11 protein-coding genes are annotated in these 17,624 nt (G+C 42.6%); 6 read left to right on the top strand and 5 right to left on the bottom strand.

What is annotated here, in order from left to right; translation table 11 throughout:
• Window positions 1–14 precede the first annotated feature (14 nt).
• Window positions 15–6,011: an EAL domain-containing protein gene (locus H6G17_RS20370; RefSeq protein ID WP_192160281.1), complete on the bottom strand. Its 5,997-nt coding sequence runs from the start codon at window positions 6,009–6,011 to the stop codon at window positions 15–17.
• Between the two features lie 241 nt (window positions 6,012–6,252).
• On the opposite strand from H6G17_RS20370, the gene H6G17_RS20365 reads away from it, so the two are divergent.
• Both H6G17_RS20365 and ureC read left to right on the top strand, forming a co-directional pair.
• Window positions 6,253–6,564 (top strand): urease subunit beta, encoded by a 312-nt coding sequence (locus tag H6G17_RS20365; RefSeq protein WP_192160279.1) that lies wholly within the window; start codon window positions 6,253–6,255, stop codon window positions 6,562–6,564.
• Window positions 6,565–6,659: 95 nt separating this feature from the next.
• Window positions 6,660–8,393 carry an urease subunit alpha gene (ureC, locus tag H6G17_RS20360; protein WP_192160270.1) on the top strand — a complete coding sequence of 578 codons (1,734 nt, stop codon included), beginning with the start codon at window positions 6,660–6,662 and terminating at the stop codon, window positions 8,391–8,393.
• 143 nt (window positions 8,394–8,536) lie between these two features.
• Here the strand turns inward: ureC and H6G17_RS34210 are convergent, their stop codons facing one another.
• Entirely contained in the window at window positions 8,537–8,662 is a 126-nt protein-coding gene (locus H6G17_RS34210) for a hypothetical protein (RefSeq protein WP_277876053.1), read from the bottom strand.
• Window positions 8,663–8,771: 109 nt separating this feature from the next.
• Here H6G17_RS34210 and H6G17_RS20355 point away from each other — a divergent pair, with 109 nt between their 5' ends.
• The 3 genes from H6G17_RS20355 (at window position 8,772) to metK (ending at window position 13,023) form a co-directional block, all read left to right on the top strand.
• Window positions 8,772–9,866 carry a hybrid sensor histidine kinase/response regulator gene (locus H6G17_RS20355; RefSeq protein ID WP_192160267.1) on the top strand — a complete coding sequence of 365 codons (1,095 nt, stop codon included), beginning with the start codon at window positions 8,772–8,774 and terminating at the stop codon, window positions 9,864–9,866.
• Window positions 9,867–10,139: 273 nt separating this feature from the next.
• Complete coding sequence (locus tag H6G17_RS20350) at window positions 10,140–11,507, top strand: aldehyde dehydrogenase family protein (protein ID WP_192160265.1); 1,368 nt, start codon at window positions 10,140–10,142, stop codon at window positions 11,505–11,507.
• A gap of 256 nt (window positions 11,508–11,763) precedes the next feature.
• Window positions 11,764–13,023: a methionine adenosyltransferase gene (gene metK, locus H6G17_RS20345; protein WP_192160417.1), complete on the top strand. Its 1,260-nt coding sequence runs from the start codon at window positions 11,764–11,766 to the stop codon at window positions 13,021–13,023.
• A gap of 158 nt (window positions 13,024–13,181) precedes the next feature.
• Here the strand turns inward: metK and moeB are convergent, their stop codons facing one another.
• The 3 genes from moeB to H6G17_RS20330 form a co-directional block, all read right to left on the bottom strand.
• Entirely contained in the window at window positions 13,182–14,354 is a 1,173-nt protein-coding gene (gene moeB / locus H6G17_RS20340; protein WP_192160263.1) for a molybdopterin-synthase adenylyltransferase MoeB, read from the bottom strand.
• A 180-nt stretch (window positions 14,355–14,534) separates the two neighbouring features.
• A complete protein-coding gene (locus H6G17_RS20335; RefSeq protein WP_192160262.1) occupies window positions 14,535–15,014 on the bottom strand; it encodes a Mov34/MPN/PAD-1 family protein in 480 nt (159 codons plus the stop codon).
• A 15-nt stretch (window positions 15,015–15,029) separates the two neighbouring features.
• On the bottom strand, window positions 15,030–16,010 hold the full coding sequence (locus tag H6G17_RS20330; RefSeq protein WP_192160260.1) for a 3'(2'),5'-bisphosphate nucleotidase: 981 nt from the start codon (window positions 16,008–16,010) through the stop codon (window positions 15,030–15,032).
• A gap of 218 nt (window positions 16,011–16,228) precedes the next feature.
• Between H6G17_RS20330 and H6G17_RS20325 the strand changes: the two genes are divergently transcribed.
• Entirely contained in the window at window positions 16,229–17,425 is a 1,197-nt protein-coding gene (locus H6G17_RS20325) for a family 10 glycosylhydrolase (RefSeq protein WP_192160258.1), read from the top strand.
• Window positions 17,426–17,624 lie beyond the last annotated feature (199 nt).

The raw sequence follows: 17,624 nt of genomic DNA, 5'->3' as shown, positions 1-17,624 counted from the left end.
TTTTTACTTACCAATTACCAATTACCAATTACCAACCATCTTTCCGCCTTCTGACTGTCTACAGGCTGAGAAAATAAATATCCTTGTCCTAAATCGCAGCCAAGCTGTTGTAGTTTTTCTAACTGCAATTGGGTTTCTATGCCTTCTGCTACTGCATCTATGCCCAAACTGCGTGCTAGTGTAACGATTGTCTGGACGATTTCGGTGTGACGACTAGATTCGAGATGGTTGACAAAAGAGCGATCGATTTTCAGCGTATCAATGGGTAGATCGTGCAGGCGACTTAGAGAAGAATAACCCGTACCGAAATCATCGATACACAGTTGAACTCCTAAAGCTTGGAGACGTTCTAGTAACTGTGGGGCTAAGTCTGTTGTTTCTAACAAGCAGCTTTCGGTAATTTCAAGTTTCAAACATTCTCCTGGCAATTGAGTTGTCTGTAAAATTTGCTCGATCCGTTCGGCTGCATCTGCTTGTTTGAGTTGTTGCACTGACAAATTAACGTTGACTGCAAGGCTATGATATTTAGGAAATCGTTCGCGCCAAGTTTGTAATTGTAGACAAGCTTGATGCAATACCCACCAACCCAAAGAATCGATTAATCCAGTTTCTTCTGCAACTGGAATGAATTCTGTTGGTGCGATCCAACCTTGCTGGGGATGATACCAGCGGATCAAAGCTTCAAATCCAGTCAGACAACCGCTAGAAAGTTGAATAATTGGTTGGTAATGTAAGGATAATTCTTGTTGGGCGATCGCCCGTCGTAAATCGCTTTCTAATTGCAAACGGGCGATCGCGCGGGCTTGCATTGCGGGGGCAAAGATTTGATATCGCCCTTTATGTTGCTCTTTAGCATGATACATGGCTGCATCCGCATCTCTGAGAACATCGCTTGCTCGTTCGTAATTCATCGTGCTGAACGTGATGCCAATACTCGCGCTGGTAAAAACTTCATATTCCAGCAGTCGATACGGTTGCTTTAAGCGTGCTTGAATTCTGTCTGCTACCACAGTCGCTTCTTCAAGATCGCGAATGTTTTCTAGTAGAATTACAAATTCATCGCCTCCGAGTCGCGCCACTGTATCTGAGGCACGTAAAGCAAGTTTTAACCTGCCAGCAACACTTTTAATTAACTCATCTCCTACCAAATGCCCTAAACTATCATTCACAACTTTAAAACGGTCTAGGTCGATAAATAGTAAAGCGTAGAGATAATCTGGATAGCGTTTGTGCATTTTGATTGCTTGTTCTAAACGCTCGATCAACCAAGCACGATTGGGTAAATCAGTGAGGGGATCGTGAAAGGCATCATGCAGTAGTTGTTCTTGAACTTGTACGAGACGATCTTGCGCAATTTGCAGTTCTTTTAATGATTTTTCTAACTGACTTGCTTTTTCTCGTTCTTTCAGTTCCGATCGCTGTAAGTCTTGGTATAGTTGGGCATTTTTTAAGGAAATTGCAGCTTGAGAACACAGCAATCGCAAAATCTCCAAGCGATCGCTCGTAAATGCACCTGTGGCAAGATTATTTTCTAAATAGAAAATGCCTACGAGTTGATTTTGATTCAAAATAGGGGCGCACAATACCGATTTAGGTTTATGCGATTGAACGTAAGGATCGCGGGCAAAGTTGTAACTATCAATAGTATTTTGTAGAACGACATCAAGTTTATGCTCGGCTACATAATTAATTAAAGAAATTGGTAGCAGATCGCTTGTCAATGGTATAGGAAACGAGAGCGTCTGCTCGGCTGATGTAACAGATATAGCTGCTTCTATAACTAGCTTTTTATCTCGCACCAATAATAAAAAACCTAACTCCGCGCCGGCATTCTCGATTGCAGTTTGCATTATTTTGTGAATTAAATCCTGAAAAACAATTTCGCCAGAAATGATTTGCGCGGTTTTAATGAATGTATTTAAATCGAGCAAGCGATCGGATGTATGAATATTAATGTTATGGCTTGCAGTGAATTTATGAGACTGATTTGTTAAAGTAAATAGTAATTGAACATATTTGGTATCTAAAGCTTTTACCTTAGCTGTTGCACCCCAAACTAAATAACAAGATCTAGCATTTAAAAGATGAATACGAGCAATCGTGTCTTTACCTAATTCTAAATAAAATTTGGCTGCTAGTTCGTTTGCTAATGCTTCTTCTTGCAAATATATATGTTTTTGAGCTAAAACAATGGCGCGATCGTAGTCATCTATTGCTCGCATAAAATCGCCAAGAACTCGATTTTTCTCAGCTTCAACTAAATAATACTTATGCAAATAATTCATTGGCGCAGAATTCGCCCATTTTTGCATTTGCCTTTGATTCATCTTGACAAGTTTTAAAATGCGCTTTTTTTGCCAAGCTGAAGTAGAGTTACATGTGGATATTAAAGTTAAAGAATGATAAAAATTAAAGACAGGTAAAGATAGAGAAGCAATAACACCATCTATATATTTTTTTGCTTGCAATGCATTTTCAGTAGCGCGATCGTATGCCTCGAATAGATAATTGAGTACAAGTTTCTGACAATAGAAGTGAAATAAAGCAGTTTTATGATTCACTGCTGATAGTAATGACAACATCTTTTTTTCGTCGTAGTACTCGCCACTAAAAAAGCACGGATTTTCTGTTGTCCCCAACAAGTTTGCAACAGATTGTTTATAGAGTTGTAGTAAATGCAAGGCTGTCTCTTGTTTGAGGCGATCGCTTGCTTGCAAATATGTTTCCATTTCTTGAGCGAGTGCTGTCAATTCCTTGCCGACAAAATAGGAATGGTAGCAGTAAATAAATCCGCAATAGGCAGCAAATTCAATGTCGCCAGTGTCTAGTCCACTTCGATAAGCTTCTATGAGGGATGGTAAGCCTTCTCTAACATGTTCCTTCCAGTGTCGAATAAAATTATTAAACACCATGAAGGTTCTAGCTTTTAATTCCTTTGCCTGAAACTTTTCTAATAGGTCTAAAGCAAGTTTACCAAATTGATAGCCAGCATCAATATTCCCCAATATGCCACATAACATCACTCCATAACTGGCATAACCATAAGCAGACATTGCTGTATTGCCATATTTTAGTGATAGATTGACTCCAGCAAATGCCAATAAAGGAGTGAATTGCGGTGCAGCATTATATGTAGGCGAACCTGCAATTCCCATAATTTTCATAGCTGCTAATGTATGGGGATTGCTCATAGGTGGTAGATTAATTAATGCCTCAATTTGTTTATTGCATAAGCTAAATTTGGTGGCGATCGCCGCTAGTAAAATCTTAAATTTACTCGCTCTGTGAGGTAGATTAACTCCTAAAAGCCGCAAGGCGTATATTGCTATGTTGACAGCTGCAAGTGGTTTTCCTTGAGCAACATGAGCGAGAATTTTAATTTCATAAACTTTAACTTTATCTAATAAATCTTTTGCTTGTTGTAGTACGATATCTGTATAATTTTCTGTTAAGGTAAATCTACCACACAAATATGCTGCTGCCGCTGCTTCTAAAAATAAAGCAAGGGAAAGCTCGTATTGTCGTTGCCAGCTTTTTTCCTCAATCAGTTTGATACCCAAACTTGCATAACTCAATGCTGACTCATAGGCAATGGATTCTTTAGCTTTTTTGGCAGCAGTTAAGTTTAGTGCTGCTAATTCATCTTTTTCAGTTTGGTTCTGTAACAAAGAGATACTAAAATTCAGATGATTGACAATATCAAAAATTTTTTCTTCTTGCTTGTCTGATGGAGTATTTTGTAGTAAGGTTCGACCAACTATTTGATGCAAAGTTTGTTTTTTATCTTCTGAAATCGACGAGTAGGCGGCTTGTTGAATGCGATCGTGAGCGAATTTGTATCTTACTGTTAATATTCGTGTTAGAGAAATACCTAACTTAATTGCCGTGCAATCGTTGCCAATAGGGATAATTAAACTAGTAGCGATCGCTGGTTGTAGAAGTGCCACTATGACTTCAGCAGGTTTTGTCATACAGCCAACTAAAGTAGATAACTCAAACGAGCTACCAATACATGCTGCTAGCTTTAAAATCTGTTGTGTATCGTCATTAAGCTTTTGAATTTTCTTAACGAGAAGCTCGGTAAGATTATTATGAGTTGCTTGAGCTAGTTGAATTTCTGTTAAGTCCCAATCCCAAACTTGCCTCGCTCGTTCAAATTTCAATAAGGTTTCTGTTTCTAAATAAGTGATAAATTCATTAATAAAAAATGGATTGCCATGATTTGTTTTCAAAATCAGTTTTGCTAGAGGTTCTGTCACCTTGCGATCGCACTTAAGAGTTTCCAAAAGTAGCTGATTAATCTGAGATATATTAAGAGGTGTTAAAGAGATATAATGAATTGTGACTCCAAATTTGGTTAACTCTTCTAAACTCAAGCTGAGAGGATGAAAAATATTAACCTCATTGTCTCGATATGCCCCAATCAAAAATAAATACTGCTTTCCTTCCGTGACTAAAATCTGAATTAATTGTAAGGTAGCTCTATCTACCCACTGAAGATCGTCTAAAAAAATTATGAGTGGATGTTCTGCCTGGGCAAATACTTGAATCAACTTTTGAAATACTAATTTAAACCGATGCTCTGCTGCTGTTAAGTTTAAAGTTGTGATCGCTGAGTGTTGACCTAAAAGCAATGATAAATCGGGAACAACATCGATCAGAACGCCGATATTCTCTCCGCAAGCAGTGAGAATACAATCTCGCCACTTTGCTAATCGATCTGAGTCTTCTAATAAGAGTTGACGAACTAATTCTTGCAGTGCTTTAATTAAGCCAAAATAAGGAATATGCCGTTGATATTGCTCGTATTTTCCTCGAACAAAATATCCTTTTTTTTGAGTAACTAATTTAAAAGTTTCCTGTACGAGAGATGATTTGCCAATTCCAGCATATCCACGGACTAAGACTAATTCGGGTTTGAATTGGTAATCGGTAATTGGTGGTTGGTGGTTGGTAATTGACGGTTGATAGTTGACGGTAAACGCTGGCTCTACACTGTGTGAAGACGGTTGACGGTAAGAAAGTTGTGTGGAATCGAATTTTGAATTTTGAGTTGCTCCCCGCTCGAAAGCATCAAGTAAAATCTCGATCTCTCGTTCTCTACCGTAAAGCTTTTGGGGAATTTGTAGTTTGTCGGAAATATCTTCTTTGCCTAATTCAAATTCTGTAATAGTATGATTATTCTCTAATTGCTGCCAACAATTTTTTAAGTCTGCCCTGATTCCCCAGGCACTTTGGTAACGTGCTTCTGCGGTTTTTGCCAGTAGTCTTATAACAATTTGTGAAAGAGCTAGGGGGATACTAGGATCGATTTGGTGGGGCGGAATTGGCTGCTTAGCAAGGTGACAATGAATGAGTTCTAAAGGATCGTCAGTATCAAATGGTAGTTGGTGGGTGAGTAATTGATAGAAAGTTGCTCCTAAAGAATAAAAATCTGTTCGATAATCAACATTGCGATTCATTCTGCCAGTTTGTTCTGGAGATATGTAACTCAGAGTTCCTTCTAAAATACTAGGATGACCAAAATCAGGAGTTTCTTTAGATAAAACAGTAGCAACTCCAAAGTCAGTAATTTTGAGTTGCTTGGTAGCAGAATTAAAAACTATATTAGCCGGACTAATATTTTTATGAATTATATTTGCCGCATGAATTTGGCATAAACTCTCTACTATGAGAATAGCAATTTCAAGAAAATCTTTGAGGCTGATATTTTTAGCTTTATTGAGATTTTCTAAAGACTCACCACCAAAATCTTCTAAAGTAATTAATATAGTGTTGTGGAAATTTTCTAAACTGTAAGCTTTTACGACTCCAGATAAATTTAAAGAATGGGCGATCTCATATTCTTGCTTGTACCGAATCAGCTCTTCTAAGCTAGGTTGCTCTGCTTTTAAAATTTTCAGAATACTTGGTTGACGATCGCGGATTCGCCACGCTCGATAAACCACCGAGCGATCGCTTTCGTAAATTTTGTTAATAATCTCATAGCCAGAAATAGCGATCGTACTCACTTTTGGTTAACCAAGTGTATTTTCAATAACATAGAAAAAAATTGCCCATAGCAATTTTTTGAAGTAAGTTCATAATGAACTTCAAACAAGTTTGCACTAATTAACATTTTGTGCATAAGATTTGGTGACTAGCAATAGTTGACACCAAACCGATTATATTTTGGCGTGCGAAAGCGCTTGGTGTCAGCGATCGCTACAATGTTTTTATTTCATCAGTAAATAGCAAGAAGAGGAATAGGCAATGATTCCAGGTGAAACGCTTGTCCAGCCAGGGGAAATCGAATTAAATGCAGGTCGTCCCACAACTGTTTTACGAGTAGCAAATACAGGCGATCGCCCGATCCAAGTTGGCTCTCATTATCATTTTTTTGAAGTCAATCCTGCCTTAGAATTCGATCGAGAACGGGCAAAAGGGATGCGCTTAGATATTCCCGCAGGTACGGCTGTCCGGTTTGAACCAGGAGACGAACGGGAAGTTACCATTATTCCCTTAGCTGGAACCAGACAAGTCTATGGCTTCAACGGTAGTGTCAATGGGGCGCTGGAGGGATAGTTTGCGTAGAGTTTGTGAAACCTATATAAATTTTTTCTCTGTATTTTCTGTATCTGTGTGGTTCAATCTCCTATAGACTCTGACAAGGAATATCTATGAGCTATCGCATGGATCGCCGCGCCTACGCCGAAACCTTCGGACCTACAGTGGGCGATCGTATCCGTCTCGCCGATACAGAATTATTTATCGAAGTCGAACGAGACTTTACCACCTACGGCGATGAAGTCAAGTTTGGCGGTGGTAAAGTCATCCGCGATGGGATGGGACAATCTCCCATTGCTAATGCTGATGGTGCTGTTGATTTAGTCATTACCAACGCTTTAATTCTCGATTGGTGGGGTATTGTCAAAGCTGATATCGGGATTAAAGACGGCAAGATTTACAAAATTGGCAAAGCTGGCAATCCTTACATTCAAGACAACGTAGATATTATCATCGGTCCTGGTACGGAAGTTTTAGCGGGAGAAGGTACGATCGTCACGGCTGGCGGGATCGACAGTCACATTCACTTTATCTGTCCCCAGCAAATTGAAACGGCGATCGCCTCTGGTGTAACGACAATGATTGGCGGGGGTACGGGACCCGCTACAGGTACGAATGCCACGACTTGTACCCCTGGACCCTGGAACATTTACCGGATGTTACAAGCCGCCGATGCTTTTCCCGTCAATTTAGGTTTTCTCGGTAAAGGTAACAGCAGTCAACCTCAAGGCTTAGTCGAACAGATTGCAGCTGGGGCAATGGGTTTGAAATTGCACGAAGATTGGGGAACGACTCCCGCCGCGATCGATACTTGTTTGGATGTCGCCGACGAATACGATGTCCAAGTCGCGATTCACACCGATACCCTCAACGAAGCTGGGTTTGTTGAAACTACCATCGGTGCTTTTCAAGGGCGGGCGATTCATACATACCACACCGAAGGGGCTGGCGGCGGTCACGCCCCAGACATTATTAAAGTTTGCGGTGAAGCCAACGTTTTACCATCTTCTACTAATCCCACGCGCCCTTACACGCTCAACACTCTGGACGAACACTTAGATATGTTGATGGTGTGCCACCACCTCGATCCCAGTATTGCCGAAGATGTCGCCTTTGCCGAGTCGCGCATTCGTCGAGAAACGATCGCGGCGGAAGATATTTTGCACGATTTAGGGGCATTCAGCATGATTTCCTCCGACTCTCAAGCGATGGGAAGAGTAGGAGAAGTTATTATCCGTACTTGGCAGACGGCACATAAAATGAAAGTACAGCGCGGGTATTTATCCCCCCCTTCTCAAGGGGGGGTAGTGGGGGGATCTATAGAAAATGACAATTTCCGCGCCAAAAGGTACGTTGCCAAGTACACGATCAACCCCGCTATTACCCACGGTATTGCTAATTATGTCGGTTCTGTGGAAGTTGGGAAACTTGCCGATTTGTGTCTCTGGCGACCGGCTTTTTTTGGTGTGAAGCCAGAAATTGTGCTGAAAGGCGGATTAATTGCTTGGTCGCAAATGGGTGATGCTAACGCTAGTATTCCCACTCCCCAACCAGTTCACATGCGTCCCATGTTTGCTAGTTTTGGCGGTGCGATCGCGGCAACATCCTTGACTTTTATTTCTCAAATTGCCCTAGAACAAGAAATTCCTACTCGGTTAGGTTTACAAAAACCTGCTGTTGCTGTCTCACAAACCCGTCAAATCGGTAAGCAGGATTTAAAATTAAACGATGCCCTACCTCGTATCGAAGTCGATCCTGAAACCTACGAAGTTAGGGCAGATGGAGAGCTTCTCACTTGCGAACCAGCTACAATCTTACCAATGGCACAAAGATATTTTTTGTTTTAAATGGTGTTAAGTGTAGTGCGTGAAACGTTGCTGGCTTGAAGTACGGGCGGGTGCGCGCAAATAGATGAGCCAAAGCTCAGAATTTTTGGTCAAAACCCACCCCTACGACTTCTGAGTTTTTCCATAGCGATCGCTGATGCTAATTATTTCAGATTGTTATCTATCTGCCGAAGCAAACTTTTTGCCTCAATTGCTCGCTCGGCAGGTGAATTTACTACCGCGATCGAAACATTGCCGAAAAATGTAACGATCTGTAGTTGGAGAAACATTCTCTCTTGGGTAAGAGGTTAATTTTGGAATGACAAGGAAGAATGATGCCAACGAATAGATATTTAGAAAATATTAAAATCTTAATTTATTGAGCAGTGTGCGGATTTCATGACTATCCCATCCTCCAAAGCCGATCGAATCCTCGTGGTTGACGACTCTCCCGATAATGTGTTCCTAATTCAAACGATTTTGGAGGAAGAAGGATACACCATTACTACGGCAGAAGATGGTCCCACTGCAATAGCAGAAGTTGAAAAATCACCGCCTCATCTCGTTCTGCTTGATGTCATGATGCCAGGAATGGATGGGTTTGAAGTGACTCAGCGCCTCCGGCAAAATGCCAAACTACCTTTCATTCCAATTTTACTGATTACTGCTTACGATCAACCTAGTGTGGCTAAAGGTTTGGATACGGGTGCAGACGATTTTATTCGCAAGCCTGTCGAAGTCGAAGAACTTTTGGCAAGAGTGCGATCGCTACTACGGTTGAAGCACAGCGTAGACGAACGGGATGAAATTGCCCGTCAAAGAGAAGATTTTGTCTCTCGTTTAACGCACGACCTTCGCACTCCCCTTGTTGCTGCTGACCGAATGCTCGTACTTCTCGCGCAAGGGGCGTTAGGAGAACTATCGCCGCCGATCCATGAAGCGATCGCAACGATGATTCGCAGCAATCAAAATCTGCTGCAAATGGTCAATACGCTGTTGGAAGTCTATCGTTTTGAGGCTGGGCGCAAGACTTTGGCATTCTTTCCAGTAGACTTGCAAAATTTGCTAGAGGATATTGTAAAAGAACTATCTCCTCTAGCGCGAGATAAAGGTGTATCGCTCCAGTTACAACAACAGCAGCCAATTCCATCTGTGAAAGTTTCTGGCGATCGCTTGGAATTGCATCGTCTCTTTACTAATCTGGTGGGCAACGCCCTTAAATTTACCGATAAAGGTTCCGTTACCATTTGCGTGTCTACCAATCCTGACACTTATTTACAAGTAGATGTCATTGATACGGGTTCCGGTATTTCCTTTGAAGATAGAGAGACTTTGTTTCAACGATTCCGTCAAGGTAGCCATAGGCGTTCCGGTAGCGGTTTAGGACTGTATTTATCACGTCGCATTGTCGAAGCCCATCAAGGTACGCTACAAGTTGATTCAGAGCTTGGAAAAGGTAGTACTTTTAGGGTTAGCTTACCTGTGATGAAGTAGATTCGCTTGTTGTTTGTCATTCGTCATTTGTCATTTGCAAGGGCGATCGCTCGCGTTGAGCTAGACTTTTCTGCAATTGATTTTATGAGAAGCGATCGCTGTTGTGACTTGCTCTAAAAAGCTACTTGTAGTAAAGTGTTCTTGTTTAATAATAAGAATAGAGTTTAAATTTAAAAAAGTTATAATATTTCCATTATGAAATAAATTCTATCAAGATCGCAGGCGCTATTGCAAGCACTTCACTATCAAAGTGTAGTGGAATTAAGAAAAAATATGAATTACTCTACTTTAGTATGCCAACAAAGAGAATTTTTTCAAACTGGTAAAACGAGATCGATAGACTTTCGGCTTACCCAGCTAAAAATCCTCAAACAGGCGATAGTTGAGTACGAAACTGCTATTAACGAGGCATTACAAGCAGATCTCCATAAACCAGTTGTTGAAATATACTTAACAGAAATTACCGTAGTCAAGAAAGAGATCGACTACGCCATCAAACATCTAAAAAGTTGGATAAAACCCCATAAAGCTACCGTTCCGCTTGAACAACTACCTGGTGCTGGCAAAATCTATCCAGAACCGCTAGGAATTGTTTTAATTATTAGTCCGTGGAATTATCCATTGCAGTTAGCTATTACTCCACTTGTAGGGGCGATCGCAGCGGGCAACTGTACGATTATTAAACCATCAGAAATCGCTACTCACGCTGCTGCGGTCTTAGCTAAAATGTTACAAAAATATTTTGATTCCACATATATTTCAGTGGTGGAAGGCGGAGTCGAAACTAGTCAAAAACTCTTAACAGAAAAATTCGATCTGATCTTTTTTACGGGGAGTACGAATATAGGTAAAATTGTGATGGCAGCGGCAGCCAAGCACTTAACTCCAGTTATCTTAGAACTAGGCGGTAAAAGTCCTTGCATTGTCGATACTGACATCAATCTTGAGTATGCTGCCAAGCGAATTACTTGGGGAAAATTTATTAATGCTGGACAAAGTTGTATTGCCCCCGACTATCTTTTAGTCCCGGAGGCAATTAAACAACAATTTATCGAGAGAATTCAAAAATGCATCGCTGAATTTTACGGCACGCAACCCGCGAATAGCCCCGATTATGGCAGAATTATCGATCGCAAACAATTCGATCTCTTAGTTGCCTTGCTAGCGGATGGCAAGATAGTTTTTGGGGGAGAAACAGATGCCGAGTCACGCTATATTGCACCCACTGTCATTGAGTTAGCCTCCCCAAACGTGCTAGCAATGCAGTCAGAAATTTTTGGTCCTATTTTACCAGTCGTGACTTACCAAGATATATCTGAGGCGATCGCGATTGTTAATCAAGGATCGAAACCGTTGGCTTTGTACCTCTTTTCTCGTGATAGAAACCTGCAAAAGCGCGTTCTAGAAGAAACTTCCTCTGGTAGCGCCTGCATCAACGACACCGTATTGCAATTTGTCGTTCCCACATTACCCTTTGGTGGAGTGGGTAGTAGTGGCATGGGAAAATATCACGGCAAGGCTAGTTTTGACATATTTTCGCACTACAAGAGCGTACTGTATCGTTCTCTGGCGATCGAGATTAATTTACGCTATCCTCCCTATCGCGGCAAGTTACCCTTACTTAAGCGCATTTTAGGTTAGCTGTGAAACGATCGAACTTTACACAGACTTAATACACCTGTTGCGTTAAGATGGCAAATTTCCTACTAGAATTTTTACAAACCGACTTGTTTGAGATAGGCTAAAATACACACCGTCTATCTAGCTTTTAATCGCTGAGGGGATGGCACCCACACAATAATTGTAAATAGTGGTAAAACGGCGGCGATCGCCGATTGACATAGCTACACTCAAAGCAAACTTACTCAATATCAGCAACTCCAAGGAGGAACTGCCTTTGTCTCGTCGCTACCTATTTTCCTCAGAATCAGTCACCGAAGGTCATCCTGATAAAATCTGCGATCAAATTTCTGACACTATCTTAGACGCACTACTGGCGCAAGACCCCACCAGCCGAGTCGCGGCAGAGGTAGTTGTTAATACTGGATTAGTCTTAATTACAGGTGAAATTACTAGCAAAGCTCAAGTTAATTATGTCAATTTAGCTAGACAAAAAATTGCTGAAATTGGCTATACCGATGCTGTCAATGGCTTTTGTTCCAATAGCTGTTCCGTACTAGTTGCCCTAGACGAACAATCACCTGATATTGCTCAAGGGGTAAATACAGCTCAAGAAACTCGCGAAAAATCGAGTGAAGAAATATTTGATTCTACGGGTGCGGGCGACCAAGGAATCATGTTTGGTTTCGCTTGTAACGAAACCCCCGAATTAATGCCTTTGCCTATCAGCCTTGCCCACCGCATTTCTCGCCGTCTAGCCGCAGTGCGGAAAACTGGTCAATTGGCGTACTTGCGTCCTGATGGCAAAACTCAAGTCACCATTGCCTATGAGGATGGACGACCTGTAGGAATCGATACAATTCTCATCTCGACTCAGCACGCACCAACGATTGGTGACATCACCGACGAAAAAGCAGTACAAGCTAAGATTAGAGAAGACCTCTGGTCGGCAGTTGTAGAGCCAGTCTTTGCCGATATTGAGGTAAAACCAGATGCACAAACTCGCTTTTTAGTCAACCCTACAGGCAAGTTTGTCATTGGCGGTCCTCAAGGTGACTCCGGCTTAACTGGACGTAAAATTATCGTCGATACCTACGGTGGATATTCACGGCATGGTGGCGGTGCTTTTTCCGGTAAAGACCCCACTAAAGTAGACCGCAGTGCCGCTTATGCTTGCCGCTACGTGGCGAAAAATATTGTAGCTGCTGGGTTAGCTGACAAGTGCGAAGTGCAACTGAGTTATGCGATCGGTGTAGCGCGACCCGTTAGCATTTTAGTAGAAACATTCGGCACTGGCAAAATTGACGAAGACCGTTTGCTGGAGTTAGTCCAACAGAATTTTGAACTTCGTCCAGCTGGTATTATCCACGCCTTCAACTTGCGTAATCTACCAGCTGAAAGAGGCGGTCGCTTCTATCAAGATGTTGCTGCCTACGGTCATTTGGGACGAAACGACTTAGACTTACCTTGGGAAAAAACCGACAAGGCAGATATCTTAAAGCAAGCACTGAATCAACCTGTTTCAGCGACAGTTTAACTAAACATAGGTAGTTCTTCAAGTAGAAACATTGATTTAATGTCTCTACTTTTTTTGTACCTACACATGGGATATACCTATCAGTAGGGGCGCACAGATGTGCGCCCCTACTGATAGGTATTGCATTATTTCCCCCTTTTTAAGGGGGGCAGGGGGATCTAATATTGAGGCACAGAAGGATCGATTTCCTGACTCCAGGCAGTAATTCCACCCTTCACATTTGTCCCTTCAATCCCAGCTTGCTTCAAAATACCCAAAGCCTTAGCCGATCGCATTCCTGCTTTACAATGAGCAATTAACCGATGACCGTTGAGTATTTCTTTTACTTTCTCCACACCTTCGCCATTCTCAATATCTGGCAAAGGCACTAATACCGAACCGGGAATCTTCGCAATTTCATACTCGTGCGGGTTACGCACATCTAGCAGCACAAAATCATCAGCGCCGCTATCGAGTAACTGCTTCAATTCCTGTACTGTCATTTCTTGAATATTCATCTGCTGTTTTGCCTCCTCTGCTTTCGCTTGGGGAATCCCACAGAATTGTTCGTAATCTACCAACTTTTCAATTACCGGACGCACGGGATTGGGACGCAACTTCAACTCGCGGAACTTCATATCGAGGGCATTGTATAACAACAAACGCCCGCTCAAAGTCGTTCCTTTACCCAAAATGATTTTGACAGTTTCTGTTGCTTGAATTGTGCCAATGATGCCACACAGCACTCCCAGTACCCCACCTTCAGCGCAGGAAGGAACCATCCCAGGTGGTGGGGGTTCGGGATATAAATCGCGGTAGTTAGGACCACCCTGATAGTTAAATACAGTCGCTTGTCCTTCAAATCGGAAAATAGAACCGTAAACATTCGGTTTATCTAACAACACGCAAGCATCGTTTACCAAATACCGCGTAGGGAAATTGTCAGTTCCATCAGCGACGATATCGTATGGTTTGAGGATTTCCAGCGCATTTTCCGAACTCAAGCGCGTTTCATAAAGGTCAACCTGACAATGAGGATTAATCTCTAGAATTCGCTCTTTGGCAGATTCAATCTTCGGTTTACCAACCCAAGATGTGCCGTGAATCACCTGACGTTGTAAATTGGAGCGATCGACGATATCAAAATCGACAATCCCGATGCGTCCGATCCCAGCTGCTGCTAAGTACAGCAACAGAGGTGCGCCTAAACCTCCCGTACCGATACACAGTACGCTGGCGGCTTTCAAACGCTTTTGTCCTTCCAGTCCGACTTCTGGCAAAATCAGATGGCGGGAAAAACGTTCGTATTCTTCTTGTGAGAGTTGGATTTCATCCAAATTGGGATTGAGCATAACAGTTTGATGGAAAGGAGCGGATTAACATCGTCTCCGGTTGATTACCATCATGAGGGGGTGATGGGGAGATGGAATCTATCTTGAATACAGACAGACCCTAGATCGTATCTTAAATGGAAAAACACTAAATACGATCGCGATACAATTCTTAAATTTTGGTGCTTAAATTTGCGATCGCTAAATTAATCTTTCTACGACAATCTCTTCTGGTTGGAACTGATGGTTATCGTCAAGGCTCCAACTCAATACGTCTCTAGCCTTGCCTTGGAGAACTGAAACAATGATATACGAATAGGCTTGCCACCCACAGAGGCGATCGAATTCTGATGGAATTGCGGGATGGTTGGGGTGGGAATGATAAATCCCAATAATATCAAGTTGGCGATCGCGTGCCTCTTTTTGCACTTTTAACATCACTTCTGGGGCGATCGTATAGTAAGTATTCTTCTGCGTACCTAAATTCAGATTTGGCTCGATCGCTTGAAAATCTGCGGCAGCTGTTGGATTCCAAACATTTTCAGTTGCGATCGCCTCTACTAAAATTTTGTCATCCTGACTCAACTTACCCAGCAATAAGCCACAGCACTCATGTGGATAAGTACTTTCTGCGTGACTGCAAATCAGCCGCAAATGTTCGACTGTTAACCTAATACTCACAAGCTTTAAGTTGACTTAGACTTTCTCTTGCAGTGCATCCAACACGGCATCATATATATCGCTACTACTAGCAATAATGCCCCGATTATTGAGCATCTTAGCATTGGTAGCAAATTCCAAAGGCTTACCGTACATATCTGAAACACGACCGCCAGCCTCTTCTAAAACGATTGCTCCTGCGGCATGATCCCAAATATTTTCGCGGTAATCGGGATATTCTGCCCAAGGCATTCGTAAATAAAGAGCAGCTTCACCCCTAGCAACTACGGCATATTTCGCCATGCTATCGATCGAAAGCGGCTTGAAAGTCATGCCAACTGCTTGTGCGATCGCTCGTTGTAAGGGTAAATTACCATGTCTTGACTCTACACTCTCCGTCGAACGGAAATTGCTTTTGTTCGCGGTTCTTGCCCCTAAAATTGGCTGAGAAACTCCACTTTTTAAAGCGATTTGAGTTGTTCCCTGTCCCCTAACAGCTACAAATAAAACTCCTCGTTCGCCTTGTGGCTGATTCAGGTCTAGTGGTAGTGCTGGGCAACCCATCACCCCTAGCTTGACTTCTCCATCCTCAATCAAAGCGAGAGCGATCGCATATTGATTGCCGCGTAAAAATCCTTTTGTCCCGTCAATCGGATCTAGAGTCCAAAAGCGATCGCCTACTTGACCGTTCCCGCGATCGATCCACTCCAAGACAGTCTCAGCAGATGTTTCTGGAATATGTAACCGCACGTAAGATGCGATCTGTTCCAGTTGCTCAGCCATATGCGATTGTCGCAGCAACTTTGCATCTTCTTCTCCTACAACTGCATCTTGAGGAAAAGCTGCCGCGATCGCCTGACAGATAATAGCCTGAGCGCCTAAATCTGCAATTGTTACTGGACTAAAATCTGGCTTTTCTATTGCAGTAACAAAGCAATCGCTCTGAATTTGCGTGCAGAGTTTGATTGCTCGGATTGCAGATGCGATCGCCACCTGTTTTTCTAATTCGTATGCCATCAGCTACTTCCTCAGACATAGCATCCAGGCTGGATTATGACACATAGCTAGAAAGAGTGGTAGAGGCGCACGGCTGTGAACCCTTACGACAAACTCGTTAACTTAACTGTTTACAATCGGTTGCGAGTCTATATGAAATTTGACAATCTTCCGCTGGCAAAAGAGATGTGCGACGATCGAATCCACTGCCAACAAATTCTCAAAAGGACGGATTACTGGTGAAGGGTAAGCGTCAAGCTTGGTTTATAACTTTATTCAGTCTATGTATGGCGATCGTCTTGCTACTACACCTACCGCTACAAGTAGCATCTCAGCCTCACCCTGTAGAAACTGAAGTGCGGGGAGTGTGGTTGACCAATGTTGACAGCGATGTTTTGTTTTCCCGCGATCGCTTGAGCAAAGCTTTGCAACGATTGGCAAAATTAAACTTCAACACGGTTTATCCTACCGTCTGGAATCGCGGCTATACTCTCTATCCCAGCTCTGTAGCAGAACGTACAATTGGGAGATCGCTCGATCCCAATCCGAAGCTGAAAGGAAGAGATGTTTTAGCCGAAATTGTCCAACAGAGTCACCAGCAAGGACTGAGCGTTATTCCCTGGCTTGAATTTGGGTTAAAAGCACCCGCCAATTCCGATCTCATCCGCCGTCATCCAGACTGGATTACCTATCGCCGCAACTCCCGCCAAATTTCTAAAGGAAATAAATATAACCAAGTTTGGCTTAATCCCTTTCATCCAATGGTGCAACGATTTATCGTCAACTTAGTTGCCGAGATTGTCTTGAAGTACGACATAGACGGTATCCAAATCGACGATCACTTCAGTTTGCCCATCGACTTAGGCTATGACACGTTTACTACCCGACTCTACCAGCGGGAAAATGGCGGTAAGAAGCCGCCTACCAATCCTCGTCATCCGCAGTGGATGCGCTGGCGTGCTAACAAAATTACGCAGTTAATGACCCAAATTTATCAAGCGGTCAAAACTCGCAGACCTGATTGTCTCGTGACTCTAGCGCCAAATACTCACGAATACGCTTATAACACGTCTCTACAAGATTGGCGTACTTGGGAAAAAAAGGGTTTGGTAGAGGAAGTTGTCTTACAAGTCTATCGAGATGATTTGACAACTTTCGTTAAAGAAATAGAGCATTCAGAAATCAAAGCAGTCAGTAGCCGTATTCCTGTCAGTATCGGTATATTGGCAGGTTTGAAAAAGCGTCCTACTCCTATGAAGCGGATTGAACAGCAGGTTCAAGCAGTCCGTAATCGAGGATTTGCAGGAGTATCTTTCTTCTTCTACGAAAGTTTGGGCGATCGCGATTCTGCTTTCCAGTCCATGTTTCCTAACACTGTAGCGCGACCGCAAATCTCCCACGGTTGGGCAGGGACTACTCAGGGAGTCAAGCAGTAATCCTCAATAATTTTTTAACCCCGTGTGTGGAGGGGGGGGGAGAGGGAGAGAGCGAGAAATATTTTTTGCCGAGTAGTTGACAAAGAAGGAAGAAGGTTGATAGATTAGTAAAGCGCCGGAAGAGAGGCAAGCCGAGAGGCGAGCGCTAGAGAGGGCGACCGAACCTAGAAAAGAGTATAGTTTGAAAGCGCCAACAAGC

The organism is Chroococcidiopsis sp. [FACHB-1243], assembly GCF_014696895.1.
In the GTDB taxonomy this organism is placed as follows: Bacteria; Cyanobacteriota; Cyanobacteriia; order Cyanobacteriales; family Chroococcidiopsidaceae; genus Chroococcidiopsis.
This window is presented reverse-complemented; position numbering and strand designations above follow the sequence as displayed.